We start from the raw sequence: 23383 nt of genomic DNA, 5'->3' as shown, positions 1-23383 counted from the left end.
CGTGGCAAATGAATTTTCTTTGCAGAAAGAAATTATACGATTCATGGACAAAATATACTACCTCGCCTCTTGCGACACTTGCAGAAAAATCATTAAATCATTGCCAGAAAACCACAATTTGAGTTTTCATGACATCAAACAAAATCCGATTACCGAAACTGAATTGGAGCAAATGCGTGAACTTTCGGGTAGTTACGAAGCACTTTTTAGTAAAAAAGCGCAGCTTTACAAATCAATGGATTTGAAAAACAAAAACTTGACTGAAGCCGATTATAAGAAATACATTTTGGAACATTATACGTTTTTGAGTCGTCCTGTTTTTATCATTAAGAACAAGATTTACATTGGCAACAGCCAACAAAACATGCACCAAGTAATGCTTGCCTTTGCAAATGTCTAAACGCAATCTTGCGCTGATTGGCGCCACACTGGTATCGATTATTTATGGTGTCACTTTTACCATTGCCAAGGATGTAATGCCCGCGTACATTGATGCGTATGGATTTATTTTGCTTCGAGTTGGTGGCTCTGTATTGCTCTTTTGGCTGGCTAGGTTGTTTATGCCAAAGGAAAAGATAGACTGGAACGATTTTCCTCGAATCATAGCCGCCGCTTTTTTTGGTGTAGCCTTTAACATGCTTACTTTTTTTAAAGGATTGAGCTTGACATCGCCCATTAGTGCAGCAGTAATTATGGTATCGACCCCAATGATTGTACTGACACTTTCGGCCATAATTATGAAAGAGCGCATGCAGAAACGAAAAGTTTTTGGAATTGTACTCGGACTCATAGGAACAGCGTTTCTTATTCTGTATGGAAAATCTATCGGTAATGCTACCAATGCTGGATTGGGGAATTTCCTCGTTTTAGTAAATGCTATTTCCTACGGATTTTACCTTATTGTAGTCAAGAAATTAATGGATAAATACAATGCTTTTACTTTTGTAAAATGGATTTATTTGTTTGGTTTTTTAATGGTTTTGCCTTTTGGATGGAACGAATTTCAGGCGGTTAACTGGGCAGCAGTACCTGAGGTTATTGGCTGGAAAATAGGATTTGTAGTTATTTTTTCGACCTTTTTGACGTACCTTTTGAATTTACTTTCGATGAAGGAATTAAAACCAACTACGGTTGCTGTTTTTATTTATTTGCAACCCTTTTTTGCAACTGTATTCGCTATTGGCTTGGGTAAAGACGAATTGAGTTTGGTCAAAATTGGGTCGGCTCTCTTAATATTTACCGGAGTTTATTTAGTGACTATGAAAAAAAACTAGTTTACAGTGGACAGTTGTGAAAAGTAGTTTACAAAAATGAGATTTGATTACGAATTTGATTACTGAAAACTGCAGACAACACCCTAAAAACTGAGACTGAGACTAAAAACGAATCACTGAACACTTTTTCCTTATCTTTGCCCTCTTTTAGAAAACAATATGATACAATCAATGACCGGTTTTGGTAAAGCTACTTTGCAATTGCCAACCAAAAAAATAACAGTAGAAGTTAAATCATTAAACAGTAAAGGACTCGATTTAAATGTTCGCATGCCATCGCTTTACCGCGAAATGGAATTGGGTCTTCGAAACCAAATTGCACTGAAACTCGAGCGAGGCAAAGTTGATTTTTCTATTTTTATGGAAAGTACTGCTGAGCAAACTTCTACCAAAGTAAATGTACCTATTGTAAAAGCATACATCAGCCAGTTGCGTGAAGTATATCCACAAGCTGATGAAACCGAATTGATGAAAATGGCTGTTCGCATGCCGGATACCATGAAAATAGAGCGTGAGGAAATTGATGAAAACGATTGGATTCAAATTCAAACCGTTATCGAAGAAGCGTTACAAAACATCTTGAACTTCAGACAAGATGAAGGTATGTCACTTGAAAAAGAATTTCAATTGCGTATTGGCAACATTCGTCAATACATGACTGAGGCACTAGCGCTTGATCCAGAGCGTGTTCAGGCGATAAAAGATCGTTTGCAAACCGCTATTGCCGAATTGAAAGTGAATGTTGATGAAAATCGATTTGAACAAGAATTGATTTATTACTTAGAGAAACTAGACATCACCGAAGAAAAAGTACGTTTGACGAATCACCTAGATTATTTCCTAGAAACCATCAACGGAACGGAGGCTAACGGAAGAAAATTAGGCTTTATTACTCAAGAAATGGGACGAGAAATCAACACGATGGGTTCCAAATCGAATCACGCACAAATGCAAAAATTAGTCGTTCAAATGAAAGACGAATTGGAAAAAATTAAGGAACAGGTATTGAATGTGTTATAAAAGTAATTAGTACTTAGTCGTTAGTCCTTTGTATTCAACAACAAGGACTAAGGACCTAGAACTTTGGACTAATCATTATAAAGATGAAAAAAGGAAAATTAATCGTATTCTCGGCACCGTCAGGATCAGGAAAAACTACTATAGTTAGGCATTTATTAAAACAAGAAGACTTGAATTTAGAGTTTTCTATATCAGCAGCTACGCGCGAAGCTCGTGGTGAAGAAGTTAGTGGCAAGGATTACTATTTTATGTCATTAAAAGATTTTAAAACACACATTAAAAACGAGGATTTCGTAGAATGGGAAGAGGTTTATAGAGACAATTTTTACGGAACCTTAAAAAGCGAAGTAGAACGTATCTGGGCACTCGGTAAAAATGTGATTTTTGATATAGATGTAGCCGGCGGATTGCGCATCAAGCATAAATTTCCCGAAGAAACTTTGGCTGTTTTCGTGAAACCACCAAGCGTGGATGAACTTAAAAGACGATTAAAGGAACGCTCTACTGAAAGTGATGATAAAATCAACATGCGTATCGCTAAAGCATCTGTAGAACTTGCAACAGCTCCACAATTTGATGTGATTATCAAGAACTACGATTTGCCTGTTGCACTTGAAGAAGCATATCAATTGGTGAAGGATTTTGTTGAGGATTAAAATTATTACACAAAGTTTCGCAAAGAAAAAAAAGAGATACACAAAGCGTTAAAAATCCTTCTCGAAACTTTTAAAACCTTTTGCGAACCTTTGCGAAACAATTAGATATAAAAAAATTACCTATTGCCATTAAGGAAGCGTATCAATTGGTGAGGGATTTTGTTGAATATTAAAATTATTACACAAAGATTCGCAAAGAAAAAAAGAGATTCATTAAGCGTTTAAAAATCCTTCGTGAAACTTCTAAAACTCTTTGCGAATCTTTGCGAAACAAAATAAAAATGAAAATTGGACTTTATTTCGGAACGTTTAATCCCATTCATGTTGGGCACCTTATCATTGCCAATCACATGGCGGAGCATTCTGATTTAGATCAGGTTTGGATGGTAGTTACGCCACACAATCCTTTGAAGAAAAAAAGTACGTTGCTTGATGATTACCATCGTTTGCAAATGGTTTTTCTAGCTACTGAGGATTTCCCGAAAATCAAGCCATCGGATATTGAATTTAAACTACCACAACCAAATTATACGGTAAATACTCTTGTCCACTTAGAGGAAAAATATCCTAGCTACGAATTCTCTTTAATTATGGGTGAAGACAATTTGAAGTCGCTACACAAATGGAAAAACTACGAAGTAATCCTGGAACGTCATGACATTTATGTATATCCTCGAATCTCAACTGAAGAGGAAAATGTCGGGTTTAAAAATCACCCAAAAATACATTTGATTGATGCGCCGGTTGTAGAGATTTCAGCAACTTTCATACGTGACAATATCAAAAAAGGCAAAAACATTCAACCGCTGTTGCCTGCAAAAGTTTGGGAGTATATTGATCACAATAATTTTTATAAAAAGTGATTCTCTCATTTCGAATTTTTCGCCCAAAAAAAATAAGAGGTTCTTCTACTTTGACTTTATCCGAGAAATTACATCATTACTCTATCGCTGCTATTTTTAGTTTAGGAATACTCTCGTATATTTTTGATAATTACAACAAACCAATAATATACCTACTTGCTATTTTCGCTATTGGATACCTTGCCAGTTTTATTGTACGTTTGAATGAACATGAAAACATCAATGGCTATTTTGAAGGAGATTTTCAATTTAAAGATGATTACATGCAAGTCGATGACAGACAATTTGAATACCAACACATTACAAACTTCACTGTTTCCGCCGGTGATTACTATGGAAAACCAACTCCTGAATCCCGAAGCGGACCATGCTATACAAACGGAATAGGAAACAGCATCGCATTTACTTACAACGATGAAAAAATAAAATTCTTCTTCGAAATCAATACTCCTTACGAAGTGCGATTTTTCTTTGATCAAATCACCACTCTAATTTGCCAAGAAAAGATAAAATATTCGAGACAATACTTAAATCATATTCCTCAAGGCCATCGAGAAAGTACCGAATTTATAAATTTTGTTGCAAAACTCATCAAAGAAAAAAGAGTAGATTGTACTGAAGGTTTATTGCTTATGGGATATTCCTCAGATGAAGAAGCTATGGAAATGCGAGCAAAATATTGTTCCTAAATTAACTTAAAACCTTTTTCAACTCCATTTGAATATTCTCAAAAATAGTACTCAAATTATCATTTTTACCTGATAAGACAAAAACTGATGTGCTAGGCATTTGCTTGCTATTCCACAACATCTGGATTTTGTTTTCGGCTAGTAGCTTTTTTGCGTTGATATCCCAAACTACTCCTATTCCTGTATTTCTCGAAATAATTTCGAGCATTTCATATTCAGACGGAATGATATAGTTTGGAACCATCGACGGTCTTTTTTTGTTAAAGACATGCAACCAAAATAATTTGATATGTGGAATTTGAGCATTGTGGCTGTACCATTTTTGATCGTTTAACCAATGTTCAATGGCCGCAAAATCTTTAAGTTTTATACTTGTTTTTAATGGCGTGGCATCAATTTCTGGCGATCCTACAATTACCTGCTTGATCTCACCAACTTTTTTCTGAATGGTATCAAAGGTGTCAAATTGTTTAGTAACGACCGCAAAATCTAGTTTTTTTTCGTTAACCAATTCAAACAACGTGTCATTATCGTAGAAACTAAAGTCAATATACTCGAACTTTGATACCAAGGCACTACCCAAACTAGACATTAAATGTTTCGAAATTCCTATTGAAATTAAACGATTGGCATTGAATGCTTTAGCGCGAAAACCATTTTCTACATTTTCCAATCGGTCTAATGCTTCAATGATTAAATTATTGAGTAACTTAGCGTATTCAGTAGGTTCTACACCTTTTGACTTTCTATTGAAAAGCTTGTACCCCACGTGCGCTTCGAGCATAGATATTTGCTGACTAACAGCGGGTTGACTAATAAACAACTCTTTGGCAGCAGCCGAAAAATTTCCATTTTTGTACACTGATTTAAAGGTGCGGTACCATTCTAGATTGACCATGATATAAATATATTTATCACAAACATAATTTAAATTATTTTTACTGATAACATAATCGCCGTAAATTTGTACAAAGAAATTACAAGATGAAAAAGATCGCATTATTTGCATTACTAGTATTAACCGTGGGTTGCTTATCGGCAACAGCACAAAAAACAAAAAAAACTAAGATGAAAAAAGTATTATTTGTTGTTACCAGTCATTCTGAACTTGGAAACACAGGAGAAAAAACAGGATTTTGGACAGAAGAATTTGCTGCTCCATATTATGAATTACTAGACAAAGGTGTTCAAATTGATATTGCTACTCCAAAGGGTGGACAACCACCAATTGACCCAAAAAGTGAAGACCCATCTGCAGCTACAGAAGACACAAAACGTTTTGATGCCGACACTGAATTGCTAGCAAAACTAAAAAATACGCACAAATTAAGCGATGTAAAAGAGTCTGATTACGATGCGGTTTTTTATCCAGGTGGACACGGTCCTTTATGGGATTTAGCAACTGATTCTAATTCTAGTGCACTGATTGAATCTTTTTACACCAACAACAAACCAGTAGCTTTTGTTTGTCACTCACCAGCAGTGTTGAAAAACGTAAAAGTAAATGGAGAATTTTTAGTGAAAGGTAAAAAAGTAACTGGTTTTTCAAACACCGAGGAAGAAGCAGTTGGTTTGACTAAAGTTGTTCCATTTTTATTAGAAGATGCTTTAAAAGCTAACGGAGCAATTTATTCAAAAGTTGCAGATTGGAATCCATACGCAGTAGAAGATGGTTTGTTAATTACAGGTCAAAATCCATCTTCGTCAAAATTAGTTGCTGAAAAATTGTTGGCTCAATTGAATTCAAAAAAATAAGAGAAAGTCGCTAAGATACTGAGAAGCCATGTTACTAAACTATAAAAACTCAGCATCTTAGTGTCTTAGTAACTCTTTAAAAATTAAAATATCATGTTAAACTTCGAATTATACAATCCTACCAATTTAGTTTTTGGAAAAGGACAAATAGAAAAACTATCCACGCTGGTGCCTCAAGGAGCTAAAATTCTTTTGGCGTACGGTGGTGGAAGTATTTTCAAAAATGGTATTCACGAGCAGGTCATCAACAATCTAAAAGATTTTACAATTGTTGAATTTGGTGGAATCGAACCTAATCCGCATTTTGAAACTTTGATGAAAGCGGTTGACGTAATTAAGGAACAAAACATTGATTTCATCCTTGCCGTTGGTGGAGGATCTGTAATTGATGGAGTAAAATTTATTTCGGCAGCCGTACATTTTGAAGGAAATCCAATGGAAATTCTGCAAAAAAGATTGTTGATTAAGGACCTGTCTAAAGTAATACCTTTTGGAACTGTACTTACTTTGCCAGCAACAGGGAGCGAGATGAATTCTGGCTCTGTGGTAACTATCAAAGCTACTCAAGAGAAATTGGCTTTTGGAGGTTCGGCTTTGTTTCCAAAATTTTCTATTTGTGATCCCACAGTAATTCAATCGCTCCCAAAAAGACAATTGCAAAATGGTGTCGTAGATGCTTATACTCACGTTTTAGAGCAATATTTAACGTATCCGCACGAAGGTTTTTTACAAGATCGTATTGCCGAAAGTATTTTGCAAACCTTAATTCAAGTAGGTCCTGAAGTAGTTGAAAACCCATCCGATTACGCCTTGGCTTCAAACTTTATGTGGAGTTGTACCATGGCCTTGAACGGTTTGATTCAAAAAGGAGTTCCATCTGATTGGGCTACACACATGATTGGTCACGAACTTACGGCTTTGTACGGAATTGATCATGCTAGAACGTTAGCAGTAGTTGGTCCGAATTTATATCGCGTTATGTTTGAAACCAAAAAAGGAAAATTAGCACAATACGGAAAACGTATTTTCAATTTAACCGGAACAGATGACGAGATTGCAAATGAAGCGATTAACAAAACAGTAGCCTTTTTTCACACAATGGGAATGGACACTAAATTATCAGACTACACAAAAGAGTTTGACAATACAGCGAGTTTCATAGTAGACCGTTTCAAAGAAAGAGGCTGGTTAGGCTTAGGCGAAAAACAATTGGTAACACTTGAAAAAGTAAAAGCAATTGTAGAGCTGAGTTACTAAAAAAACTAGTTTCAAACATAAAAAAAGGCGTTCTCCAAATAAGGGAACGCCTTTTTACATTGTAAAATAACTAACTCACTCAATACGTACATTTGTTAAAACGCTGCTTATTAATTAGATACAACGAATCTGAAACAATAATATTGTACTACTATTGAAAAAAAATATCTGTTTTTTGTTTTTTTTAGACAAACAGCTACAAAACCATATTTTTCAAAGAATTGTATACTTTAATTAAATTTGCTTCATTACTCCTTTTTTAAGTACTTTTGATTAAATTCAGTAAACAATGACCGATAATAAAAAATTTGCAGTAATTGGTGGTGGGAGTTGGGCTACGGCAATAGCTAAGATGCTTTGCGTAAATCTTAACGAAATAGCTTGGTACATGCGTAATGAAGCTGCAATAGAACATCTAAAAACCTATAAGCACAATCCTAACTATTTGAGTTCGGTTGAGTTTGACGTTAAAAAATTAAAGTTAACAAGCGATATTAATGAGGCAGTGGCTTACGCCGATTATATCATTTTTGCTATACCTTCTGCTTTTGTAGGTGCCGAATTAGAAAAACTCACTGTTTCACTTGAAAATAAGATTATATTTTCAGCCATAAAAGGAATCGTTCCCGAGACAAGTTTAATTGTTGGAGAACATTTTCATGTAAAATACGATATTCCTTATTACAACATTGGAGTAATTACTGGTCCTTGCCATGCCGAAGAAGTAGCTATGGAGCGCTTATCCTACCTAACCATTGCTTGTGGTGATCCAGACAAAGCCAAATTGGTTGCAAAAAATCTTTCAGGCAATTACATTAAAACAAAAATTACCGACGACATTATAGGAACAGAATATGCAGCGATGTTAAAAAACATCTATGCTATTGCTGCTGGAATTGCTCATGGATTGGGTTATGGTGATAACTTTCAATCGGTTTTAATGAGTAACGGAATTCGCGAGATGAAAAAATTCATCCGAAAAGTGCACCGCATGAAACGCAATATTAATGATTCTGCTTATTTGGGAGATTTGTTGGTTACTGGTTACTCTGTTTTTTCTAGAAATAGAATGTTTGGTAACATGATTGGTAAAGGCTACACCGTCAAATCAGCAATGATGGAGATGAGTATGGTAGCTGAAGGTTATTATGCTGCCAAGAGCGCCTACAAACTCAATCAAGCCTATGGTGCTAAAACCCCAATAATTGATGCAGTTCACAGTATTTTGTACGAAGGTCAAGATGCAAAAGCAGTATTTAAAAAACTAACCGACAAACTCGACTAGAAAATCGTCAGTATTCAAAATTTAAAATAAACCTATGAGCGAAAGATGGAAATATCAGATTAAAATGGGTGGTATTTGGGGTTTATTTATGACGGTTTTCAATGTACTGTTTGACTTAAAAGAAACTCCATTAGCAGCACAAGTTGCCGCTCCTGCTTTTTATTTTAAAGCCTTGGCTTATATTTTAGTAGGGATATTTGTTTTGGGTTATTACACCTGGAAATCCCGACAGAAACAAAACCTATAATTTTTGAATAAGAAAAGAAAGATGAAAATACCAGCTTAAAGCTGGATTGATTAAGAATCTATACTTCAAATAATTAATGGCTCATCTCAGATATTAAACAATAATACTCAAAGAATTTCAAACAAAAAAAGCAGTCTCTCGACTGCTTTTTTTTGTATTACTATATTTTATTTAGTCTTAAATACTTCTGACAAAAATGAAACTACCTAACAATAACACCATCAACAAATAAAATTGGTACTTCTTCTACATCAGTTTCATTAATGGAGTTTGCTTTAAAAATAAATTTTTTATCGTATAATTTTCCATCCATGAAAAACGTGAGCATGAATTCATTGTTAAGCGCTAAAACACTTTTTTCGATCATTTCAACTTTCACTACAGAAACCGCAGGCACTTCCATAAAGGCATGGCGCAATAATGATGTTTTTTTCATTTCGCCATCAATGGTACCAAAAGCTTTAGAAACAACCATCACACTTTCTATTAGGTAATCGCTATCGTTTACGAGATAAGCATACCATACTTTCTCCATAAAATCGTCACTCCATTCTTGCACTGCTGCAAAAAAAACGTTTTCTACTTCGGGGATGATGATGTCTTTTTTCATTATTTAGTGAGTGGTGAGAAGTGAATGGTTAGTAGTAAAAGAAAATATTTCCTTTTCACCACTAACTATTCACATTTTTATATACTTGCTTTAAATTGCTCTAAGAAACGAACGTCATTTTCGTAAAACATACGAATATCGCCTATTTGATACAACAACATCGCAATACGCTCGATTCCCATTCCGAATGCAAATCCGGTATGTTCATCAGGATTAATGTTGCAATTTTTTAATACATTGGGATCTACCATACCACAACCGCCTATTTCTAGCCAGCCTGTTCCTTTGGTGATTCTGTAATCTGTTTCGGTTTTTAAACCCCAGTAAATATCAATTTCGGCGCTTGGTTCTGTAAACGGAAAATAAGATGGACGCAAACGGATTTTTGATTTCCCGAACATCTCTTTAGTGAAATACAACAAAGTTTGTTTTAAGTCGGCAAAAGAAACGTCTTTATCAATGTACAAGCCTTCTACTTGATGAAAAATACAGTGCGAACGTGACGAAACTGCCTCATTACGGAAAACGCGCCCTGGCGAAATGGTACGAATTGGCGGTTTGTTATTTTCCATGTAACGTACTTGTACCGACGAGGTATGTGTACGCAACAAAATATCAGGATTAGTTTGAATGAAAAACGTGTCTTGCATGTCACGCGCCGGATGGTATTCTGGCAAGTTCAAAGCGGTAAAATTATGCCAATCGTCTTCGATTTCTGGACCTTCAGAAACGTTGAAACCAATAGTTGAAAAGATATCAATAATTTGGTTTTTTACCAATGAAATTGGGTGACGCGAACCGATAACAAGCGGCTCGGCAGCACGAGTTAAATCGCCGTAAAAACCTTTGCTTTCTTCATTACTTTCTAAAGCTTCTTGAATAGATTTTACCTTTTCTTCGGCAGTGGTTTTTAGCAAATTCATAATTTGCCCAAACTCCTTTTTTTGATCGTTTGGCACATTTTTGAACTCAGCAAACAAATCTTTTAAAAGACCTTTACTTCCTAAAAATTTAATTCGGAATGCCTCTAATTCTCCTGCATTTTGTGTTGAAAAAGCTTGAGCTTCGCCAATATATTCTTTTATCTTATCTATCATTTTCCATCGGTACTTGAGAGTGCAAATTTAGGTAAAAGTTTTCAGTTTTCAGTCGCAGTTTCTAGTAGAATCATTCTGAAAACTATGACTGTGACTGTCAACTACGAAATTACTTCGCGTTCTAAAAAATAATTTACAATGGCTTCTTTCATCAAAACCGATTGTTCTCCTGCCTTTAGCGGTGGCAATTCTTCTTTTACGGTATAATGTGGCCAGCCGTCTTTATCAAAAAAATCAAATTCGTAAAAACCATAAGGTTCTAGCAACCTGCAAATAGCAATGTGCATGAGGTTTACTTTCTCGTCTTTTTTGAATTCTTGGTGTACTTTTCCTAATTCTTGTACTCCAATCAAATAAATTATGGCATCTAAATCTAAATCTTCGCCTTGCGAAAATTGATCAGACAGTATCTTGACAAGCTGTTCCCAGCGTTCTTTTAATTGTGCGTCTCTTGACATTTTTTTGAATTATGAATTATAGGTTATGAACTAGTAAGTCATCACCTTTACAATTGTATCACGCAAAGATAAGAACTTGAAAATTGACAATGGTACAGAACAAATCATTTATATTTGCGATCATAATTTTAACAACAATCAAATGGGATTTATTGATATTGTAGTAGGCGTTTTGTTGGTTTTTGCGGCTTACAAGGGTTTAAAAAACGGACTTTTTGCAGAATTGGCTTCTTTATTATCGCTATTACTTGGTGTATATTTAGCCATACAATTTTCGACAGCTGTAAAAAACCTACTTCTTGGCTTTGTCAAATGGAATCCAAATACCGTTCAAGTCATAGCCTTTATGCTCACTTTTGCTGCAGTGGTTGTTGCTGTTTCTTTGCTTGGGAAAATTTTAACCGGAATTGCTGATTTGGCTTTTTTAGGTTGGGCCAATACGCTTGGTGGCGGATTTTTTAGAATTTTAAAAACCGTTCTTATTTTGGGAGTTGTGTTCTCAATATTTGAAAAAATAAACTACCAAAATTTTTTAGCTAAAAAAGAAACTTTAGACAATTCACTTTTTTACAATCCTATCCAAAAAACGGCTAAATTTATTTTTCCTTCTATCGAAAAATGGTATGATGGGATGAAAAATAATGATTCAAAAACTGTTCAAGAGGACAAAAATTAATCCTTCACTTCCTTAATTGCACTACTTTCAATCCAGCCTTCGGTGCCATCAGTAAGTTCAATTTTGGTCCATTGTGCTTTGGTTTCAAATACGTAAACTTTAGCACCTTCATGCAAAACCAATAGTGGTTTGTCTCCATTTCGAGGCTGACTTGTAACTGCTGCTCTTTCTGCAAAAACTATAGCTGGTTTGTCATTATCAAAATGATTTTTTTCAATATTGGCAGCGGTTACACAAATCAATATTCCAGCAATCATCACGAAGATACTTCCAAAGAAAATTCTTTTCAGCACAGTATTTCTCGAAAAGTAATACCCTAAAAACACCAAAAAAACTAAGCCCGAAAATCCTACCGCAGACCAAGCCCAAGTATCATAATGCAACTTACCTGTGATGTTATGTAACAGTGCTGCGAGCCCAACTTTGGGAACTACTTTGATTTCGTCAATCGTTCTTTTTTGTGCAAATTTTAAATTATTAGCAGCAGCTGTATTTTCAGGATTTAGCACCAATGCCTTTTCGTAATTGTAAATAGCCGGTGCCACCGCGTTCAATTTATAGTGTGCATTGGCTAGGTTAAAATACAACTCGGACGAATGTTGTTTTTGGCTCAATACACTTTCGTAAGCTGCAACGGCTTCGGTGTACTTTCCTTTTGCATACAAAGCGTTGCCGTTCTCGAAGCCACTTTGGGCAAAGAAAAGTTGAGTTGAAAATAAAAGTAGGTATAATATGTTTTTCATAACATTTTAAACACGAAGGTCACAAAGAATTCTCAAAGAACACTATCAAAGTGATCCATTTATAACTCGTCTTACGCCTTCTTTTAGCAATTTAACATTAAAATTAATTAGTAATCCTAATCTACAATCTGATAATCTCAAATAGGTAAGCACTTGTGCTAAGTGAACATCGGTCAAAGTTTCAACTGATTTTACCTCAATTATAAACTTATCTTCAATCATTAAATCAATCCTATAACCTACATCTAGCTTTACCTCTTCATAAATTAAAGGAAGGGCTTTCTGTTTTTCTACTTTTAGATTACTTTTTTTAAGTTCGTAAAATAAGCATTCTTCATAAGCACTTTCCAACAGCCCAGGACCTAAAACTTTGTGCACTTTTAAAGCACTTTCAAATACAATTTTTGATATTTCGTCTTCAGTCATTTTATTTTGTAAAAACTTATGTGCTCTGCGACTTCTTTGTGCCCTTAGTGGTTAGCTAATTTGTTTCTCTAAATCAGAAATAATTGCGACCGCTTTATCAAAATCTTGTTGAATCGTGACACTTGATGACGGCGCATATCGCGCTATTTCGCAATTTTCAGTAAGCGTAATAAAATCAGTTACTACCGCTGGATTTGCATTTTTAGACAATAACAACTCTTGAATATTTTCTTTACTCATTTCAGAGGTTTCAATACGCAATTTCGCTTTTAAGAAATTATGCATCGCTTTTTCCAAAGCCACGTAGAACAATTCTTTGTTTTTGATTTGTTTCTTCGCTTCCGATAAATATTTTTTAGCCAATTTGTTGTTCATGCGGATTCTGTTTCCAGTAACATCGCCGGCAAGTGCTTCGCGTTTGTTTTGCACCAAAATCACAATCGGAATTAACAAAAATGGCAACAGCAACAGACCTAAAAAGCGGTTTGAACCAAAAAATCTATCTGAACTTACCGGTACTAACTTCGTTTTGGTTTGGATATTTTTGAATTCTTTTACAACGACCGCTTTGTTTTTATTGCCAGCAACAGCAGTAGAATCAACTGGTGATGGGCCATCAATCACATTGATCATCACCTCAGGCGTTTTAATGGTTTTATAAGTTCCAGAGTTCAAATCAAAATAAGAGAACTGCATTGGTTTTACGGGATAATTGCCTTTGTATTGCGGAATAATGGTGTAACTATCCGTTGATTTTCCAGCCATACCAGAAAGTGGCGTATTGATGGACTCACTATGAACAGGATCATACATTTCGAGTGCGTTTGGCACAACCGGTTTAGGCAAACTAAAGAGTTTTAAGTTTCCTTTTCCGCTAACGCTTACGACCAAATCTAAACTTTCTCCGTGCTTCAATGTGGTTTTTGAAGGCGTAACTTTAAAATCAAAATTACCCACAGCACCAGTAAAATCATCTGGCTTTCCAGCCTCAGGCAATTGTTTTACATTGATGGTTTTGGCTCCAGCCGATACCGTTTTGGTTGCGTCAGCTACTACCATACGCCCAAACATATCCCTACGATTGGTTGGTAATTGCACATCAACAGAAAGTGATAGGGGTTCTATTTTTAGTTTTCCTGACTTTTGCGGATACAGCACTACTTTTTTAAGCACAATATACCTAAAGTTTTGTCCTTTAAAAATTCCTTCTTCGGCTACTAACTGCTTGATTTCGATGTTTTGACTCCAAAAATCATTGTATTTTGGTTTGCTAGCTTCACCTAAATTTGACATTCCAATATTAAAACTGAAGTACAACTTGTAAACCACCGTAATTGGCTCGTTAACATACGGATTGGTTTTCGAGACATCAGCAACCAAATACAAATTTTCATCTACGTTAATCTGAGGATCGCTAGGATCGCGAGGCTGCTGCGTTGCGGCAGTAACTGTGATTTTTATGGGAGCGGTTTTATAAATTTGACCATTGTACTCAATAGCTGCAGGCTTTATTACAAACGTACCTTTTTGATTGGGTGACAAAAAATAAGAATATGCTTTTTCAAATGAACTGCGGCCATTAACCCAAGATTGGCTTACTTGTTGACTTGGACCAGCAATAATACGAAAACCGTCAAATGAAGGCTGTACGAAGTTGTCGCCATCTACATTCATCATAAAGTCAATTCGCAAACGCTCGTTCAAACCCAAAGTTGTTTTACTCACACGCGCCTCAAACTGCACTTGTGCACTGAGCGTACTGCATACCAATAAAACAATTGCCGCTATATATCTTTTCATCTTCACACTCTGTAATTGCATTACCAATCTTTTTCAGTTTTAACTGGTTTACCTTTTACTTTTTTGGCGTTTACTTTATCTTGAATTTTCTTTTCTTCTTTATTTACTGCGTCTAATAAATTCTCTAAACGCTCTTTTGAAATTCCTCCCGGAGCAGGTTTTGGTTCCCCCTTTTCGTTCGGGTTCGGTTTTTTGTTTTGCTTGTCCTTGTCGCCTTGGTCGTCTTTTTTATCTTTATTTGGGTCATCCTTTTTATCTTGATCCCCGTCTTTTTTATCGTCCTTTTTGTCGTCTTTCTTGTCTTTGTCTTTTTTATCGTCTTTTTTCTTGTCGTCTTTAGGCGGATTGTCTTTCAACATTTTTTTTGCCAAAGCATAATTATAACGCGTTTCCTCATCGGTAGGATCATTGCGCAAAGCGTTTTTGTAGGCCTCAACTGCCTTTGTGTAATCTTTCTCATTCATAAAAACATTGCCCAAGTTGTGCAGCGCGCGGTGCTTTTCAGGACGTGTTTTGGAATTTTTTAAAGCTTTTGCAAAAGCAAATTTAGCCTCAGAAGATTGTTTTTGTTTGTAAATGGAGTTCCCAAGATTGAAAGGCGCAGTCGCTTTGTTTGGAAATTTAGAATCCGAAATACGATACATCGCTTCCGCATCTACAAACTTACTTTCTGTATATTCTTGGTTTGCTTTTGGTAAAATTCGATCTTTTTGTTGCGCAAAGCAGCTTAACCCCACAAAGAGCACCAATAAAAGACATCTATTTTGAATTGTTTTCATTTTTTATTTTTAACAGAATCAGTCGTGCGCTTACGATGATGCTTTTTCGTTGAACAAATCTAATTTATTAACCCAACTTGTTTTTCTATCCAATACAAATACATCGATCAACAACAACAAGAAACCTAAACCTAAAAACCATTGAAATTGCGATTGGAATTCGGCCATTTCAGTTGCCTCAAACTCTGTTTTTTGAATGTTATTGAGTGTGTTTTTGATGTGTTCTACAACTTCCTTAGTATTATTACCGCTTACATAACTGCCTTTTGTTGTTTTTGCAATCAATTCTAAACTGGCTTTATTCAGTTTGGTAATTACTATTTCATTGTTATTGTCTTTTTGATAACCTTCAACCACACCGTTACGTTTCAAAGGAATATTAGCTCCTTTTTCGGTACCAACTCCAATGGTAATAATTTTTAAACCGAGTTTGTTCGCTTCTTCTGCAGCAGTTTCTGCACCTTCAGAATGATCTTCTCCATCCGAAATTAAAATAAGCAGTTTGCTAGTTTTGCTTTTTTCGTCAAAATAAGTAGCCGATAATTTAATAGCCTCGTCAAGCGAAGTTCCTTGTGAGGAGACCATTCCTGTATTCATACTTTGCAAAAACATACGCGCCACACCATAATCTGTAGTGATAGGCAATACCGGAAATGCACTGCCTGCGTATGCCACAATACCAATTCTGTCACTGCCTAATTGCTTGATGATTTGCGATACCAATTGTTTGCTTTTATCCAAACGGTTGGGAGCTACGTCTTCGGCTAACATACTTTTGGACACGTCCATGGCAAAAACAATATCAATACCTTCTCGTTTTACGGTTTCCATCTTGGTTCCAATTTTTGGATTAACCAAAGCAAAAACCAATGCCAAAAGCGCTACAAGTAACAAAACCAATTTTGCAACTGGCTTAAAAATCGACGCATCGGGACTTAGTTTTTTAACCATTTCAAGTTCACCAAACTCGCGCTGTTTTTTTCGTTTCCAATACAAATTGGCCATAAAAACAAGCACCACCAAAGGCAGGATTACTAATAGGTATAAATATTTCTTTTCGTCTAATTCCATTTTATTTCTTTTAGTCGGTGTTCTCTTTAACTAAGAATTCGACTTTTATTATACAAAGCTTTTGAAAACTGTATTTCGTAAACCAAATTCAGCTAACAGTAAAAAACCAGCAATCCAGACAAAGAGTCTGAATTTTTCGTCGTAATCATAAAACTTGAGTTCCTCGATTTCAGTAGTTTCTAGCTTATTGATTGAGTTATAAATTTCTGCTAATTTTGAATTGCTTGTTGCTCTAAAATACTGACCTTCGGTTTTTTTGGCAATATTTTTCATCAATTGCTCGTCAATTTCTACTTTCATCATTTGAAACAAAAACTCTCCATTTGGCGCAACTGCGTATGGAAACATGGCCATTCCATTAGTTCCAATACCAATCGTATATACTTTTATGCCGTATTGTTTGGCAATATCTGATGCCGTTTCAGGCTCAATAAAACCAGAGTTATTTACTCCATCGGTCAACAGAATAATTACTTTACTTTTAGCTTGACTGTCTTTCAATCGGTTCACAGCGGTAGCTAAACCCATACCAATTCCGGTACCGTCTTGCAGCACATTGTCGTATTTGATACTGTTGATCGCATCTAAAATAATTGCTTTATCGCTAGTTACAGGCGTTTTAGTGTACGCTTCAGATGCATAAACCACCAAACCAATTCGGTCATTCGGACGCTCTTGCACAAAATCGGCTGCAACGCGCTTTAGCGCTTCCATACGATTCGGTTTTAGATCCTTGGCTAACATACTACCTGATACGTCAATTGCCATAACGATATCAACACCCTTGGTTATTTTTGTTTTGTTACTCACATCAACCGTTCGTGGTCTTGCTAAGGCAATGATAAGAGAACAAAGCGCCAAAACACGAAACACATTCAAAACAGGTTTTAGTTTTGTAATCACGGATTTTGTTCCTTTGAAACCATCAAGTGAACTCATTTTTAGAGTAGCCGATTGTTGGTTTTTTTTCTTCCAAAACCAAAATACAACTACTGGAATCACAAGAAACAACCAAAAAAATTCTGGGTTTAAAAACGTTAATTTCTCCATTAGTTGCTCGCTTGTTTTAATTCAACAGTATTCAAAACACGCTCTGCAATGGTGTTGCCGTAAGTATCTCCTTCTTCATGGAAAATGAGTAATTGTTGCAAACCACCATCTTGACTAAAAATAAGTGCCTCGTAATACATTTTGGCTGTATTTTTATTATTGCTATCCAATTGCGAGAAAGTACCGTAGGCTTTTAGACCCTTAACACCTTCGGGAGTTTCGAATTCCTCCTGTTTTACGATCATGTTCTGTGCGCCTTGTGCCTCAAGCGATTGCAAAGCTCCATCCATAGATTTGGCCAAATCAATTTGCGTTTCGGCTTTGTATTTAAAGGTAGAAACCAAGATATAAAAACGATCTATAAGGCTACCGTAGCCAAATGATTGCATCTCTTTGATCAGCGCCATTCCGTTTTTAGGAAGGCTTTTGGTCAAATCTACTCTTTTTAAAACCTTAGGTGTTTCAATAATCACACCCGGATTTCCGTATTCACTTTTCACCCATTCGCCCTCTAAAAGTTCTTTGGTTGGGTGTCCGAGAATCGTGTCCTTCACATAATCAAATCCTTTGGTTACAGAGAAATAAACTGTTGTGGCTAACAGAACAAAGGCAACAGCTGCCACTGCCAAACTGATTCTTTTTTTGCGTTCTTTGCGCAATTGTAATTCAATTTGTTTTTGTCTTTGCGCTTCATTCAGTAGCAATTCTTCTTGGTCAGGAACCTCAACTGGAATGGATTTATCCAATGTTAAAATCACTTTTTGAATCTTGTTACGGTCTTCTGTAATTTCAAAATCAAGCGGTTTTACCTTAGCAAATTTCACCAAATCGGCTTGTTTTAGAACACGCTCTAAATTTTCAATAATGTCTTTTGAAAGCTTCATTTTCTTTTTAAGAGATGCTGCTTTTAAACCTTGAATCAACTCTGATGTAGTGCTTTCCATGGCCGGAATTTCAATCGCCTCTTCAATATAATTACGGGCGATATCAGTAAGCTCACTGTAATAAGCCTTTACTTCTCCTTTTTGCCATAACTCTTTTTTCTCCAGCGTATCAAGCAAGTTGGTTGCTTTTTCGATTGGCGTTTTGTAAACCTCTTCGGCAATTTTATTGCGTTGTCTTCGTTTTACAAACCAATACACTCCCGCTCCAATTCCTGCTAAAAGCAAAAAGCCCAAAAGATATTTCCACCAATCGCCAACAGCATCCTCTGCAGGAGCTATGTCTTTGATGTCAAACATTTTTTGCTTTAAAGTGTCTACTTGCACATTGGCTACCTCAACAAGAAGCGAATCAGTAAAAAACGGTTTGCTGTTAATGAAGATTTTCACGCGAGGAATAACATACCTACCAGAATCAAACTGCGTTAAGCCGTATTTTTTGATTAACTCATATTTGCTATCCATTCGAATTGTGTCGATGGGATACGATTGAATCACCTCAAGCGCGCCAATGTTTCTAAACTTTGGAAACACTACTTTAGCCGAAGTATCAACCGTCGTTTTGATAGACAACTTGAACTCGGCTCCTATTTTATTTTTAATAGTATCAAGGCTGGTGACTACTTGTTTTTGTTGTGCAAAAACGGTGGTAGATATCAGTATTAATAATATGTAGAATTGTTTTTTCATGTTTTAGTATTGAACCTTTCTCGATTTTTGATGGAGGACTAACGATTTTTGATTTGCTTTGAAAAAGTTGGTTACCTTGACTTGAAATAGCTTAATAATTTAGTTACGTAACTTTCATCAACCCTTGTGTGTACTACTCCAGATCCTGATTTACTGAAAGTTTCTTTAAAATAATCAACCTTTTCATGGTATTGCTTTTCATATTGAAAGCGCAACTGTTTTGATCCCGTATTAATCAACTCAATGGCACCTGTTTCAGCATCTAGCATCGGGACCATACCTAAATCTGGCATTTTTTCCTCTCGACTGTCGTAAACTCGAATTCCGGTTATATCGTGCTTTTTTGCTGCAATTTTCAAGGTTTGCTCATAGCTGTGCGCCATAAAATCAGAAATTACAAACACAATAGCTTTTTTCTTTTGAGTTCCAGATAAAAATTTTAAAGCTTGAGCAATATCGGTTTTTTTACTTTTAGGTTCAAATTCTAAAAGTTCTCGAATAATTCTCAATACATGAGAGCGTCCTTTTTTGGGCGGAATGTACAATTCGATTGCATCTGAAAATAAAATCAATCCTATTTTATCGTTGTTTTGAGTAGCCGAAAAAGCCATTGTAGCAGCAATTTCGGTAACGATATCTTTTTTAAACTGATTTTTAGAACCAAAACTTTCAGAACCCGAAATATCAACCATTAACATCATGGTGAGTTCGCGCTCCTCTTCAAAAACCTTTACGTGTGCCTCGTTGTAGCGTGCAGTAACATTCCAATCAATAGCACGAATATCGTCACCGTATTGGTATTGACGCACTTCGCTAAAGGTCATTCCACGTCCTTTAAAAGATGTATGGTATTCACCCGAAAAGATGTGATCACTCAACCTTCGGGTCTTAATTTCTATTTTACGTACCTTTTTTAAAAGCTCTTTTGTATCCATTTTTTTTAGTTTTCAGTCGCAGTTTTCAGTTGCAGTGACAAGACGTGATCTTGTACACCGTTACAGAAAACTGAAAACTAATTTTTAAGGTACTTCTACTTCGTTTACGATTTTGTTGATAATGTCAACAGATGTAATGTTTTCAGCCTCTGCCTCGTAAGTAACTCCAATTCTGTGGCGTAATACATCGTGAACTACCGCACGTACATCTTCAGGAATTACATAGCCACGGCGCTTGATAAAAGCATAACATTTAGCCGCATTAGCCAAGTTGATACTACCACGAGGTGATGCTCCAAAACTGATTAAAGGTTTCAAATCAGCTAATTTGTATTTTTCAGGATAACGGGTAGCAAATATGATATCGAGAATGTATTTCTCTATTTTTTCATCCATGTATACTTCACGAACAGCTTCTTGCGCACGTAAAATTTGCTCTACAGAGACAACTGCATTTACTTTTTCGAAACTACCTTTCAAGTTTTGACGAATTACCATGCGCTCGTCTTCCATTTTAGGATAATCAATAACCGTTTTTAGCATAAAACGATCTACTTGCGCTTCTGGTAATTGGTATGTTCCTTCTTGCTCTACCGGATTTTGAGTAGCCAAAACTAAAAATGGGCGGTCTAATTTAAAAGTAGTGTCCCCAATAGTAACTTGTTTTTCTTGCATAGCCTCTAAAAGCGCCGATTGTACCTTAGCAGGCGCACGGTTGATCTCATCTGCTAGAACGAAATTAGCAAAAATAGGCCCTTTTTTTATGGAGAATTCGTTTGACTTTATGTTGTAAATCATGGTTCCTACCACATCGGCAGGCAATAAATCTGGAGTAAACTGAATCCTGCTAAACGAACCTTGAACTGCTTGTGACAAAGTATTGATAGCCAAAGTTTTTGCCAATCCTGGCACTCCTTCTAACAAAATATGGCCTTGACCCAAAAGTCCAATTAACAAGCGCTCTACCATGTGCTTTTGACCCACAATAACCTTATTCATTTCCATTACGAGAAGGTCAATAAACGCACTCTCTCTCTCTATTTTTTCATTGATCGCTCTAATGTCTAAAGTCGCCGTATTTTCTTCCATTATTTTATGTTTAAAAACTTGAATTAAATGCCTTTGGTTTGAAGCTGCAAATTGAATTTTTTTTTAGAAGTAAGATGTTAAAAAATGGTTAAAACTTAAGTAAAATAGGTAATTTTAAGTACTAATTGTGATACAATTTTTATAATTTTAAGAACTTTGAATAATAAAGTTCGAAAACGTAAAAAAGCCGTTTTTTACAAAAAATAAAAAACATGATGAAAACAAATTTATCCCCCATAATTGCTGGTGTAATGAATTGGGGAATTTGGGATAAAAATCTCACTTCCAAAGAAATGGAGAACATGATTAATGTGTGTTTGGAGAATAAAATTTCTTCGTTTGACCATGCAGATATTTATGGTGATTATACCACGGAAGCCACTTTTGGAAAAGCATTTGCAGCAAGCAAAATAGCGCGCGAAAAAATACAGCTGATTTCAAAATGTGGCATCCAGATGGTTACTAGTAACAGAAACAACGCCATCAAGCATTATCAGTACTCCAAGGATTATATTATTCAATCTGTCGAGGCCTCTTTACAAAACCTACACACTGATTATTTAGATGTGTTGTTATTGCACCGACCAAGCCCATTAATGCAGGCTGATGAAATTGCTGAGGCGGTAACTCAATTGCAAAATCAAGGTAAAATCGTTGATTTTGGACTTTCCAATTTTACGAATTCACAAACTGAATTGATTAGACAAAAAACACCTGTTTCCTGCAATCAAATTCAGTTTTCAGCCACGCACCACGAGCCTATGCTAGATGGTAGTTTGGATTATATGCAACTGCACAACATTCGACCAATGTCTTGGAATCCGTTAGGATCTGTGTTTAGAGAAGACAATGCGCAAACCCGACGTTTGAAAAAATTATTGGCTACTTTGGTTGCTAAATACGAATTAGGTTCAGACACATTATTGCTTGCATGGATTTTACAGCATCCTTCTAAAATAATTCCAATTGCAGGTACAGTAAATGTTGCTCGAATTCAATCACTGATGAAAGCTGCTGCTTTACAATTGGATCATGAAGATTGGTTTGCTATCTGGACTGAAAGCATGGGGAACAAAGTTCCTTAATTTAGATCAAGCGCCTTTTTAATTTTTAAAAAAATACAAATGAATAAAACCGCATTAATAACTGGTGCTACCAGCGGCATAGGTAAGGCAACAGCCCAACTTTTAGCCAAAAACAATTTTAATGTGATCTTGTGCGGCCGTCGAGAAGACCGCCTTGAAGAACTTGCTCAGGAGTTAAGCAACATCACTCAAGTACACACATTGTGTTTTGATGTACGCGATAAAGAAGCAGTTTCAAATCAAATTAGCTCCTTGCCAGCTGCTTTTTCAACCATCGATGTTTTGATTAACAATGCTGGAAATGCCCACGGACTGGACCCGATTCAAACAGGAAGCCTTGACGATTGGGACGCCATGATTGACATTAATGTAAAAGGACTTTTATACGTTTCTAAAGCGGTAATTCCGAGTATGATTGCCAAAAAATCAGGTCATATCATCAATATTGGTTCAATTGCAGGCAAAGAAGTTTATCCAAACGGAAATGTCTATTGCGCCTCAAAACACGCGGTAGATGCTTTGAACCAAGCTATGCGAATTGATTTGAATCCGTTCGGAATTCGAGTTGGAGCGATACATCCTGGTGCAGTTGAAACCGAATTTAGTAAAGTGCGCTTTAAGGGCGATACTAGTAGAGCAGCTAGTGTTTATAACGGATTTGAGCCGCTACGTGCCGAAGATATTGCAGATATCATTCATTTTGTAGTAACAAGACCATACCACGTTAATATCGGTGATTTACTGGTGCTACCTACCGCTCAAGCAGCAGCAACTATTTTAAAGAGAGAATAGTAAAAAATTGTAATGATTAAAAAATTAACCGCAGCTTCGCAGATTTTTAATTAATTTTAAGTCCGTGAATCTGCGGTAATTTATTTTACAAAGAA

At 35.9% G+C, this 23383-nt stretch carries 26 protein-coding genes; 13 read left to right on the top strand and 13 right to left on the bottom strand.

Annotation, left to right across the window (positions count from 1 at the left end; translation table 11 throughout):
• The first annotated feature begins 43 nt into the window (after positions 1-43).
• From L1S34_RS01175 to L1S34_RS01150, 6 genes are all read left to right on the top strand, one after another.
• Positions 44-400: an arsenate reductase family protein gene (locus L1S34_RS01175; RefSeq protein ID WP_166132758.1), complete on the top strand. Its 357-nt coding sequence runs from the start codon at positions 44-46 to the stop codon at positions 398-400.
• Positions 393-1274: a DMT family transporter gene (locus tag L1S34_RS01170; RefSeq protein ID WP_236362282.1), complete on the top strand. Its 882-nt coding sequence runs from the start codon at positions 393-395 to the stop codon at positions 1272-1274. The genes L1S34_RS01175 and L1S34_RS01170 overlap by 8 nt, the downstream gene beginning before the upstream one ends.
• Positions 1275-1433: 159 nt before the next feature.
• On the top strand, positions 1434-2294 hold the full coding sequence (locus L1S34_RS01165) for a YicC/YloC family endoribonuclease (RefSeq protein ID WP_166132756.1): 861 nt from the start codon (positions 1434-1436) through the stop codon (positions 2292-2294).
• 83 nt (positions 2295-2377) lie between these two features.
• Positions 2378-2950, top strand: coding sequence for a guanylate kinase (gmk, locus tag L1S34_RS01160; RefSeq protein WP_086453268.1), 573 nt, complete (start codon positions 2378-2380; stop codon positions 2948-2950).
• Between the two features lie 281 nt (positions 2951-3231).
• On the top strand, positions 3232-3813 hold the full coding sequence (gene nadD / locus L1S34_RS01155; RefSeq protein WP_236362280.1) for a nicotinate (nicotinamide) nucleotide adenylyltransferase: 582 nt from the start codon (positions 3232-3234) through the stop codon (positions 3811-3813).
• On the top strand, positions 3810-4502 hold the full coding sequence (locus L1S34_RS01150; RefSeq protein ID WP_236362278.1) for a hypothetical protein: 693 nt from the start codon (positions 3810-3812) through the stop codon (positions 4500-4502). The genes nadD and L1S34_RS01150 overlap by 4 nt, the downstream gene beginning before the upstream one ends.
• Before the next feature lies 1 nt (position 4503).
• On the opposite strand, the gene L1S34_RS01145 is transcribed toward L1S34_RS01150, so the two are convergent.
• On the bottom strand, positions 4504-5511 hold the full coding sequence (locus L1S34_RS01145) for a LysR family transcriptional regulator (protein ID WP_370637558.1): 1008 nt from the start codon (positions 5509-5511) through the stop codon (positions 4504-4506).
• On the opposite strand from L1S34_RS01145, the gene L1S34_RS01140 reads away from it, so the two are divergent.
• The 4 genes from L1S34_RS01140 (at position 5487) to L1S34_RS01125 (ending at position 9046) form a co-directional block, all read left to right on the top strand.
• Entirely contained in the window at positions 5487-6257 is a 771-nt protein-coding gene (locus tag L1S34_RS01140) for a type 1 glutamine amidotransferase domain-containing protein (protein ID WP_236362276.1), read from the top strand. The two genes, L1S34_RS01145 and L1S34_RS01140, sit on opposite strands and share 25 nt — an antisense overlap.
• 93 nt (positions 6258-6350) lie before the next feature.
• Entirely contained in the window at positions 6351-7514 is a 1164-nt protein-coding gene (locus L1S34_RS01135) for an iron-containing alcohol dehydrogenase (RefSeq protein ID WP_236362274.1), read from the top strand.
• 289 nt (positions 7515-7803) lie between these two features.
• Positions 7804-8799, top strand: coding sequence for an NAD(P)H-dependent glycerol-3-phosphate dehydrogenase (locus L1S34_RS01130; RefSeq protein ID WP_166132751.1), 996 nt, complete (start codon positions 7804-7806; stop codon positions 8797-8799).
• A gap of 34 nt (positions 8800-8833) precedes the next feature.
• Positions 8834-9046, top strand: a complete 213-nt coding sequence (locus L1S34_RS01125; protein ID WP_236362272.1) for a hypothetical protein — start codon at positions 8834-8836, stop codon at positions 9044-9046.
• 202 nt (positions 9047-9248) lie between these two features.
• Here the strand turns inward: L1S34_RS01125 and L1S34_RS01120 are convergent, their stop codons facing one another.
• The 3 genes from L1S34_RS01120 to L1S34_RS01110 form a co-directional block, all read right to left on the bottom strand.
• Positions 9249-9656 carry a hypothetical protein gene (locus L1S34_RS01120; protein ID WP_236362251.1) on the bottom strand — a complete coding sequence of 136 codons (408 nt, stop codon included), beginning with the start codon at positions 9654-9656 and terminating at the stop codon, positions 9249-9251.
• Positions 9657-9733: 77 nt separating this feature from the next.
• Positions 9734-10753 carry a phenylalanine--tRNA ligase subunit alpha gene (pheS, locus tag L1S34_RS01115; protein WP_236362249.1) on the bottom strand — a complete coding sequence of 340 codons (1020 nt, stop codon included), beginning with the start codon at positions 10751-10753 and terminating at the stop codon, positions 9734-9736.
• A gap of 101 nt (positions 10754-10854) precedes the next feature.
• The gene (locus L1S34_RS01110) at positions 10855-11211 is read right to left on the bottom strand and encodes a hypothetical protein (RefSeq protein ID WP_210788159.1); all 357 of its coding nucleotides are present in this window, start codon (positions 11209-11211) and stop codon (positions 10855-10857) included.
• Between the two features lie 76 nt (positions 11212-11287).
• On the opposite strand from L1S34_RS01110, the gene L1S34_RS01105 reads away from it, so the two are divergent.
• Positions 11288-11887 (top strand): CvpA family protein, encoded by a 600-nt coding sequence (locus L1S34_RS01105; protein WP_370637557.1) that lies wholly within the window; start codon positions 11288-11290, stop codon positions 11885-11887.
• Here the strand turns inward: L1S34_RS01105 and L1S34_RS01100 are convergent.
• The 9 genes from L1S34_RS01100 to L1S34_RS01060 all read right to left on the bottom strand — a co-directional run bounded on the left by L1S34_RS01100 (position 11884) and on the right by L1S34_RS01060 (position 21411).
• Entirely contained in the window at positions 11884-12630 is a 747-nt protein-coding gene (locus tag L1S34_RS01100) for a tetratricopeptide repeat protein (RefSeq protein ID WP_236362248.1), read from the bottom strand. The genes L1S34_RS01105 and L1S34_RS01100 overlap by 4 nt on opposite strands.
• Positions 12631-12675: 45 nt before the next feature.
• Entirely contained in the window at positions 12676-13056 is a 381-nt protein-coding gene (locus L1S34_RS01095; RefSeq protein WP_236362246.1) for a GxxExxY protein, read from the bottom strand.
• Between the two features lie 51 nt (positions 13057-13107).
• Positions 13108-14856 (bottom strand): BatD family protein, encoded by a 1749-nt coding sequence (locus tag L1S34_RS01090; RefSeq protein WP_236362244.1) that lies wholly within the window; start codon positions 14854-14856, stop codon positions 13108-13110.
• Between the two features lie 20 nt (positions 14857-14876).
• Complete coding sequence (locus L1S34_RS01085) at positions 14877-15635, bottom strand: tetratricopeptide repeat protein (protein ID WP_236362242.1); 759 nt, start codon at positions 15633-15635, stop codon at positions 14877-14879.
• 30 nt (positions 15636-15665) lie between these two features.
• A complete protein-coding gene (locus tag L1S34_RS01080; protein ID WP_236362241.1) occupies positions 15666-16706 on the bottom strand; it encodes a VWA domain-containing protein in 1041 nt (346 codons plus the stop codon).
• Between the two features lie 48 nt (positions 16707-16754).
• A complete protein-coding gene (locus L1S34_RS01075) occupies positions 16755-17756 on the bottom strand; it encodes a vWA domain-containing protein (RefSeq protein WP_166132741.1) in 1002 nt (333 codons plus the stop codon).
• Positions 17756-19387: a DUF4381 domain-containing protein gene (locus tag L1S34_RS01070; protein WP_236362239.1), complete on the bottom strand. Its 1632-nt coding sequence runs from the start codon at positions 19385-19387 to the stop codon at positions 17756-17758. Before L1S34_RS01070 ends, L1S34_RS01075 begins: the two co-directional genes overlap by 1 nt.
• 71 nt (positions 19388-19458) lie before the next feature.
• Positions 19459-20322 carry a DUF58 domain-containing protein gene (locus L1S34_RS01065; protein ID WP_236362237.1) on the bottom strand — a complete coding sequence of 288 codons (864 nt, stop codon included), beginning with the start codon at positions 20320-20322 and terminating at the stop codon, positions 19459-19461.
• Positions 20323-20406: 84 nt separating this feature from the next.
• Positions 20407-21411, bottom strand: a complete 1005-nt coding sequence (locus tag L1S34_RS01060; RefSeq protein ID WP_210788167.1) for an AAA family ATPase — start codon at positions 21409-21411, stop codon at positions 20407-20409.
• A gap of 212 nt (positions 21412-21623) precedes the next feature.
• On the opposite strand from L1S34_RS01060, the gene L1S34_RS01055 reads away from it, so the two are divergent.
• Positions 21624-22496 (top strand): aldo/keto reductase, encoded by an 873-nt coding sequence (locus L1S34_RS01055; RefSeq protein WP_236362234.1) that lies wholly within the window; start codon positions 21624-21626, stop codon positions 22494-22496.
• A gap of 39 nt (positions 22497-22535) precedes the next feature.
• On the top strand, positions 22536-23288 hold the full coding sequence (locus L1S34_RS01050; protein ID WP_236362232.1) for an SDR family NAD(P)-dependent oxidoreductase: 753 nt from the start codon (positions 22536-22538) through the stop codon (positions 23286-23288).
• Positions 23289-23383: the final 95 nt, after the last annotated feature.

The organism is Flavobacterium sp. K77, assembly GCF_021608205.1.
Classification (GTDB): Bacteria; Bacteroidota; Bacteroidia; order Flavobacteriales; family Flavobacteriaceae; genus Flavobacterium; species Flavobacterium turcicum.
This window is presented reverse-complemented; position numbering and strand designations above follow the sequence as displayed.